The sequence below is a fragment of the Microvirga sp. P5_D2 genome (assembly GCF_054049475.1).
Genome location: NZ_JBFUMH010000207.1, coordinates 1 through 7364, shown reverse-complemented (window position 1 = coordinate 7364; position 7364 = coordinate 1). Strand labels below are relative to the sequence as shown.

At 60.1% G+C, this 7364-nt stretch carries 8 protein-coding genes; 4 read left to right on the top strand and 4 right to left on the bottom strand.

Features of this window, described 5'->3' with window-relative positions:
• Nucleotides 1-378: DEAD/DEAH box helicase (locus ACXJKO_RS28070; protein ID WP_457094326.1), on the bottom strand; the 378-nt coding region annotated here is incomplete at its 3' end.
• A gap of 173 nt (nucleotides 379-551) precedes the next feature.
• Here ACXJKO_RS28070 and ACXJKO_RS28065 point away from each other — a divergent pair.
• From ACXJKO_RS28065 to ACXJKO_RS28055, 3 genes are all read left to right on the top strand, one after another.
• Nucleotides 552-1250: an alpha/beta fold hydrolase gene (locus tag ACXJKO_RS28065; RefSeq protein ID WP_457094325.1), complete on the top strand. Its 699-nt coding sequence runs from the start codon at nucleotides 552-554 to the stop codon at nucleotides 1248-1250.
• A gap of 312 nt (nucleotides 1251-1562) precedes the next feature.
• Nucleotides 1563-2213, top strand: a complete 651-nt coding sequence (locus ACXJKO_RS28060; RefSeq protein ID WP_457094324.1) for an outer membrane protein — start codon at nucleotides 1563-1565, stop codon at nucleotides 2211-2213.
• 319 nt (nucleotides 2214-2532) lie between these two features.
• Nucleotides 2533-3171, top strand: a complete 639-nt coding sequence (locus ACXJKO_RS28055; RefSeq protein WP_457094323.1) for an outer membrane protein — start codon at nucleotides 2533-2535, stop codon at nucleotides 3169-3171.
• 397 nt (nucleotides 3172-3568) lie between these two features.
• Here the strand turns inward: ACXJKO_RS28055 and glnA are convergent, their stop codons facing one another.
• Nucleotides 3569-4978, bottom strand: a complete 1410-nt coding sequence (glnA, locus tag ACXJKO_RS28050) for a type I glutamate--ammonia ligase (RefSeq protein ID WP_457094322.1) — start codon at nucleotides 4976-4978, stop codon at nucleotides 3569-3571.
• Nucleotides 4979-5046: 68 nt separating this feature from the next.
• Nucleotides 5047-5385 (bottom strand): P-II family nitrogen regulator, encoded by a 339-nt coding sequence (locus tag ACXJKO_RS28045; protein ID WP_009490961.1) that lies wholly within the window; start codon nucleotides 5383-5385, stop codon nucleotides 5047-5049.
• A 178-nt stretch (nucleotides 5386-5563) separates the two neighbouring features.
• Here ACXJKO_RS28045 and ACXJKO_RS28040 point away from each other — a divergent pair, with 178 nt between their 5' ends.
• Nucleotides 5564-7048, top strand: coding sequence for an NAD(P)H-hydrate dehydratase (locus ACXJKO_RS28040; RefSeq protein WP_457094321.1), 1485 nt, complete (start codon nucleotides 5564-5566; stop codon nucleotides 7046-7048).
• On the opposite strand, the gene ACXJKO_RS28035 is transcribed toward ACXJKO_RS28040, so the two are convergent.
• The coding region (locus ACXJKO_RS28035; protein ID WP_457094320.1) for a multicopper oxidase domain-containing protein at nucleotides 7041-7364 on the bottom strand (324 nt) is incomplete at its 5' end. The genes ACXJKO_RS28040 and ACXJKO_RS28035 overlap by 8 nt on opposite strands.

Below are 7364 nucleotides of genomic sequence, written 5' to 3'. Positions count from 1 at the left end.
GAGCACGTCTACGCCGCGCGTGATCTTGGCATCTTGGTCGCCGAAGGAAACGCCGCCGATGAGCAGGGCGACGGAAAGGCGGTGATTGATGCCGTACTTGTCGAAATTGTCCTCGACCTGGGCCGCCAGCTCTCGCGTCGGCTCCAGAATAAGGGTGCGCGGCATGCGGGCCCGGGCGCGTCCCGTCTCGAGCAAGGTCAGCATCGGAAGCGTAAAGGCCGCTGTCTTGCCCGTGCCCGTCTGCGCAATGCCCAGCACGTCCTTGCGGGCGAGCACATGGGGAATGGCTTGGGCCTGAATCGGGGTCGGCTCAGTATAGCCGGCGCTGGAAACAGCCTGTTGAACTTTATCGCTAAGTCCGAGTTCGGCGAACGACATGAATATCTAAACCGTTGAGCTGGTGCGCTTTCAGATGCCGGCGGCGCTCTACGGCAACAAACGGGCGCGAGACTGGTTTCACCTGAGGCGGGTGCTCAAGTTAAGGTGTGGCGGGACCATAGGGTAAGCTATGGGCTTGTCAATACAAGGAAACTTCTAAGGAAAGCTAGCGTATGGGCGAAACTCTTATTCTGATTCCGGGTCTGGCCTGCACGGCGCGCCTGTTCGAGCCGCAGATTTCGGCTCTCTCGACGGACAGGAAAATCGTCGTCGCTGACCACCGGCAGGACGATTCGATGGCATCCGTCGCCGCCCGTCTGCTGAAGGACGCGCCCGAGCGCTTCGCTCTCGCCGGCCTCTCCATGGGCGGCTACGTGGCCATGGAAGTGATGCGCCAAGCCCCCGAGCGGATCTCGCGCCTTGCGCTGCTGGACACAACGGCTAGACCCGACACGCCGGAGACCCACCAGAATCGCGAGCGCCAGATCGCCCTGGCCGAGAGTGGCCGCTTCGAGGATATCTTCACAACCCTCTGGCCGAAGCTGGTGCATCCGGATCGCCAATCGGACAAGGCTCTCCAGGAAATCATCTTCGGCATGATGCGAGAAACTGGGCCGGAGGCTTTCGTTCGGCAGCAGCGCGCCATTATGGGACGGTCCGATTCCAGGCCGCTTCTGCCCGGTATCGAGATCCCGACCCTGATTCTGGTCGGGGAGGGCGACGCGATCACCCCGCCTGAGGTCGCCCGCGAAATGGCCGATCTCGTCGAATGGTCTTCCCTGACGGTGATTCCCGAAGCTGGGCATACATCGACCCTGGAGCAGCCGGAAAAGGTGACCCAGGCCCTGCGGCTCTGGCTGGAGGAAGGCTAGTCAAACAGCGAGGCAATGCCTTCCGCAGGGTATGGTCAACAATGTGTTACTGCGCACATTAGCCATTTCGAGAGGAAGGAGCGGCTTGTGGATATCGATAATCATCGATTTATATCAGAGACTTAGATGGTTAACGTCTCGGTAAAGCCTGTTTGTTATGGAGTTGCCAAGCCAGTTTGAGGGCTCTAAGAATTCGGTCTCGTACAGGGTTACGCTAYGACCGCTGTTCACTGTTGCACGAAAGTGACAGACGACTCTGCTGCGCTGCGATACAAGCGCAGCCATAGCCTTCACTAAGAACGGACTTAAAAAATGAACAAGCTTCTCCTCTCCTCGGTCGCTCTCCTCAGCCTCACCGCTGGCGCCATGGCTGCCGACCTTCCTTCCCGCCGCGCTCCGGCTCCGATCGTTGCTGCTGTTCCCGTCTTCACATGGACCGGCTTCTACGTCGGTGTGAACGCCGGCTACGGCTGGAACGACGGCACGAACGTCACGTTCCCCGATGGCACGGTCATCAGCACGAACGGCAATGACGACGGCGGCTTCGTCGGCGGTGCCCAGATCGGCTACAACTACCAGATCGGTTCGTTCGTTGTCGGTCTCGAAGGCGACATCCAGTACGCTGACTTCGGCGACAACCGCTACGACTTCGGCACGGCTGGCATCTTCGAAGATGGCTCCGACGATTGGTTCGGCACCGTCCGCGCTCGCGCCGGTGTGGCCTTCGATCGCGCTCTCGTTTACGCAACAGGCGGCTTCGCCTTCGCTGACGACCGCGCTGGCTGGACCCTCGGCGGCGGTCTCGAGTACGCCTTCACGAACAACCTGACCGCCAAGGTCGAAGGTCTGTACGTGAACCTCGAGGACCAGGACTTCACCTTCAACGGCCTGACCTTCTCGACGGAAGAGCAGGAGTTCGGCGTGGTCCGCGCTGGTCTGAACTACAAGTTCTCGACCTACTAAGATCCATCGCTTCGGCGATAGACGAAAGGCCCGGGGAAACCCGGGCCTTTTTCGTTTTTGGAAAAGGAGCCTCATAAGTCGCGCGTTACGGGTATAAGCCCAGCTTGGCTGCGCTTTGGGGCCCGGAAAGCACCGCCTTGTTCCAATAAGAACGCTGTCCGTTTGCCGAATTGACAACGTGGCAGTAAGCTATTGATGGAAATTTTTGCTCCTGCCTCAAACGTCCGTGTTGATATCGTTTGAAGCTTTGCAGGATTGCAATGGACACCGGGCTTGATAATAGCTATGTTATAGCATAATTTGCTAAGGGGTCTTTCCATTGAAAAAAGCTCTTCTCTCTACTATTACCTTCCTGGGCATGGTTGCCGGTGCTCTTGCCGCTGATCTGCCCCTTCGTACGGAGCCGCCGGCTCCGGTTATGGGTGCCATCCCGATCTTTACCTGGACAGGCTTCTATGCCGGTGTGAACGCCGGCTACGGTTGGGTTTCCGGTAACAACGGCTATTATGATCCGACTTTCGGCTATGTCGAACGTGGCGGAGATGAAGGTGGCTTCGTCGGCGGCGCTCAGATCGGCTACAACTACCAGATCGGCTCGTTCGTGTTCGGCGTTGAGACGGACCTGCAATATGCCGACCTGAGCAATTCCCAAGTCAGTGACTCGGACGATTGGTTCGGCACTGTCCGCGCTCGCGCTGGTGTAGCCTTCGACCGCGCTCTCGTTTACGCCACGGGTGGCTTTGCTTATGCGGACGATACCGGCGGCTGGACTGTCGGCGGMGGCCTTGAATATGCCTTCACCAATAACCTGACCGGTAAGGTCGAAGGCCTGTATGTCAATCTCAATAATGACAACGGCTACCGCGTCTATGGTGTTGGTGGGCTCAACAACAATGACGATAACGACACCGAGTTCGGCGTCGTGCGTGCCGGCCTGAACTACAAGTTCGGCAACTAAGAAAGCTTCTTTCTTAGAAAGTTACTTGAGGGCCGCCTGATCTCATCAGGCGGCTTTCTTTATGAGGGCTCCTGCTGATGGCCATCATCTGCCGCAGGTCCAGCGAGTGAACCGGGCCTGTACCGATCAATCTAAGAAGATTAGGTCAGGCTACCGAACATCATCGAAAGATCGATTGAATTCCGCTTCGCTGGCCAAGGCTTGGGCAATGTTCACGGTCGCAAGCGATACGCCGCTCCTGCAAGCCAGTCGGAGCTGAAAGCATCTCGCGAAAGTTGTTGCGTGGCGCGCTCCTGATTCTTTTCAGGCCACATCCTGATGGACACAAAAAAGCCGGGGCGTTTCGGCCCCGGCGTAGGTTGGCTGCGTCTCGCGCAGCCGGGAGGATAGGTGTCGATTAGCAGGAATAGTACATCTGGAACTCGACCGGGTGCGGGGTCATCTCGAAGCGAGCGACCTCGGTCATCTTCAGCTCGATGTAGCTGTCGATGAAATCGTCGCTGAAGACGCCACCGGCCTTGAGGAACGCGCGATCCTTGTCGACGCTCGCCAGAGCTTCGCGGAGCGAGCCGCAAACCGTCGGGATCTTCTTCAGCTCGCGCGGAGGCAGATCGTAGAGGTCCTTGTCCATCGCCTGACCGGGATCGATCTTGTTCAAGATGCCGTCGAGGCCCGCCATCATGATCGCCGTGAAAGCGAGATAAGGGTTGGCGGTCGGATCGGGGAAGCGGATCTCGACGCGCTTGGCCTTCGGCGAGGTCGTCCACGGAATACGGCAGGAGGCCGAGCGGTTGCGGGCCGAGTAAGCCAGCAGCACCGGAGCCTCGTAGCCCGGGACGAGACGCTTGTAGGAGTTCGTCGACGGATTGGTGAAGGCGTTCAGGGCCTTGGCGTGCTTGATGATGCCGCCGATGTACCACAGGCATTCCTGAGACAGGTCGGCATACTTGTTGCCGGCGAAAAGAGGCTTGCCGTCCTTCCAGAGGGACTGGTGAACGTGCATGCCCGAGCCGTTGTCGCCATAGACCGGCTTCGGCATGAAGGTCGCCGTCTTACCGTAGGACTGGGCGACGTTGTGGATGCAGTACTTGTAGATCTGCATCTCGTCGGCGGTCTTCACGAGGGTGTTGAACTTCGTGCCGAGCTCATGCTGGGCGGAAGCGACCTCGTGGTGATGCTTCTCGACGGTCACGCCCATCGCCTTCATGGCGGCGAGCATTTCGCTGCGCATGTCCTGAGCCGAATCCAGCGGGGGAACCGGGAAGTAGCCGCCCTTGGTCGGGATGCGGTGGCCGAGGTTGCCGCCTTCATAAGCGGTGTCGCCGTTGGTCGGCAGCTCGGAGGAGTCGAGCTTGAAGCCGGTGTTGTAGGGATCGGCCATGAACTTCACGTCGTCGAACACGAAGAACTCGGCCTCGGGACCGACGTACACCGTGTCGGCGATACCCGTGGACTTCAGGTAGGCCTCAGCCTTTTTGGCGATGCCGCGCGGATCGCGGTTGTAGGGCTCGCCCGTCGCCGGCTCGAGAATGTCGCAGTTGATTGTCAGCGTGGAGGCCGAGAAGAACGGGTCGAGCTGAGCCGTCGTCGGGTCGGGCATGAGGGTCATGTCGGACTCGTTGATCGCCTTCCAGCCGGCGATGGACGAACCGTCGAACATGATGCCGTCGGCGAACATGTCTTCATCGACCATCGAGACGTCGAACGTCACATGCTGCCACTTTCCGCGCGGATCCGTGAAACGGAAATCGACGTACTTGATGTCGTTGTCTTTGATCGCCTTAAGCACATCCTTGACGGTCTGCATGATTATTCAGTCCTCTTCTGCCCTTGAGAGTTTTTCCGAAGGCTAGGCCTTGGCTTGTGGAAGCGTGGTCAGATCGCGTCGGATCCGGTCTCGCCTGTTCTGATGCGAACGGCCTCTTCGACCGTCGACACGAAGATCTTGCCGTCTCCAATGCGGCCCGTCTGGGCGGCCTTGCGAATGGCTTCGATGGCGCTTTCCGCCATATCGTCGTTCAAAACGATCTCGAGCTTCACCTTGGGCAGGAAGTCGACGACATACTCCGCCCCGCGATAGAGTTCGGTATGGCCCTTCTGGCGCCCGAAGCCCTTCGCTTCGATCACGGTAATTCCTTGGAGACCGACCTCCTGGAGAGCTTCTTTGACTTCATCCAGCTTGAAAGGCTTGATGATGGCTTCGATTTTCTTCATCGGATGACCGTTTCAGTTCGAGATTGCCGCTTTTAGCACCAGCGCGAGGCCCCTTCCATGGATTCATCTTTCCAAATGAGGCGCTTTTGCTGCTCTATAGAGCACATCATGCTCAAAGTTTGTGCAAGTGCGTTTTTCGGCATCAAATGGCCCGAAAACAGCGTTTTTGGAGGCCGCGATGGGTGCTGAACTGGTTCTTCGACCCCAGGAAATGAAAAAGGCCGACGCTGCGACCATCGCAGCGGAGATTTCTGGTATCGAGCTCATGCGCCGCGCCGGGCTCGCTGTGGCTGAGACTGCCAAAGGAATGATCACAAAGCCGGCGAAGGTGATCGTGGCGGCCGGTCCGGGCCAAAACGGCGGCGACGGTTTCATCGCAGCGAGCCTTCTGGCTGAGCACGGCTATCAGGTTTCCCTCGGACTTCTCGGATCGCTGGACCGGTTGTCTGGCGATGCCGCCCTCGCGGCGCAGGATTGGAAAGGGAAGGTCGAGCCGGTCGAGGAGTTGGCCTTCGCGGATGCCGACCTCATCATCGATGCCCTGTTCGGCACGGGCCTCACTCGGGATCTTGAGGGCGCGGCACGGCATGCGGTCGAGCATATGAATGCGTCGGGACTGCCGATTCTTGCCGTGGACCTTCCTTCTGGCATCGACGGTGATAGCGGTGCCGTCCGGGGCATCGCCGTCAGGGCCATGCGGACGGTGACGTTTGCTGCCCGCAAACCCTGCCATCTCCTGATGCCGGGCCGCGCCTTCTGCGGGTTAGTCGAGGTGGCGGATACCGGCATTGCACGGCAAACCCTTGAAGCCGAGGGCGGGACGCTTTTCGCCAATAATCCGGCCTTATGGCTTGAGAATCTGCCGAGGCCGGAGCTTTCCTCTCATAAATACGATCGCGGCCATGCCCTCGTGATCTCGGGTGGGGCGACGCGCACAGGCGCCGCGCGCCTTGCCGCGCGGGCGGCCCTGAGGATCGGGGCAGGGCTCGTCACGGTGGCCTCGCCGCCCGAGGCCCTGGGCGTGAATGCCGCTCATCTCACCGCCATAATGCTTCGCGGTTGCGATGGCCCGGAAGGGCTTCATGCGATTCTGCAGGATGCCCGGTTCAATGCGCTGGTGCTCGGGCCCGCCCTCGGCGTCCATTCGGGCACCCGCGCCATGGTGGCGGTGGCGGCGCAGGCCCACCGCAGCCTTGTGCTCGATGCGGATGCTCTGACCTCCTTCGAGGGTCTCGGAACCGAGCTTCRCCAAGCCTTCCGCCATGCCCCAACCGTGCTGACGCCCCATGACGGGGAGTTCACCCGTTTGTTCAAAGGGCACCCGGATATCCTTGATCCTGAATCGAAAATCGAGCGCGCGCGACGTGCCGCCTTCTACACGGGTGGCGTGATGGTGCTCAAAGGGCCGGATACGGTGATCGCGTCACCGGACGGGCGCATTGCGATCAACGAGAACGGCACGCCTTATCTGGCAACAGCAGGATCGGGCGATGCCCTCTGCGGGATCATTGCGGGGCTGATGGCGCAGGGCGTACCTGCTTTCGAGGCGGCTGCCGCCGGCGTCTGGATCCATGCGGAGGCGGGGGCAAGCTTCGGTCCCGGCCTGATCGCCGAGGATTTGGCGGAACTTGTGCCCGGCGTTCTGCGCACGCTCCTTACGTAACCTCGATCCAGGTCCACAATCCCGCATCGAACCGCTCCATGACGGTCGAGGCCAGCAGCCATTTGCCGGGATTGTCGGCAAGGAAGGCGATCCGCGTCGTCTTGTTTTCCGGCGCCTGCACCGTATCGAGCCAATAGGGCTCCCAGCCATCGTCGAGGGCGTGGAGCAGGCGGAACGAATGTCCATGCAGGTGCACTGGCTGGGTGAGCCCGGTCTCGTTCTTGAGTGCCAGCACGACCGGGGTGCCGCGCTTGACCTTGAGGAGCGGGGCGTCCGACGCCCGACCAGGCGCGCCGTTGATCGTCCAAGGTGTCTT

Excerpts from the sequence above, each read along its gene's own strand:
- ACXJKO_RS28045 (WP_009490961.1), bottom strand. The coding sequence starts at position 5,385 with ATGAAGAAAATCGAAGCCATCATCAAGCCTTTCAAGCTGGATGAAGTC.
- ACXJKO_RS28060 (WP_457094324.1), top strand. The coding sequence starts at position 1,563 with ATGAACAAGCTTCTCCTCTCCTCGGTCGCTCTCCTCAGCCTCACCGCT.
- ACXJKO_RS28065 (WP_457094325.1), top strand. The coding sequence starts at position 552 with ATGGGCGAAACTCTTATTCTGATTCCGGGTCTGGCCTGCACGGCGCGC.
- glnA (WP_457094322.1), bottom strand. The coding sequence starts at position 4,978 with ATGCAGACCGTCAAGGATGTGCTTAAGGCGATCAAAGACAACGACATC.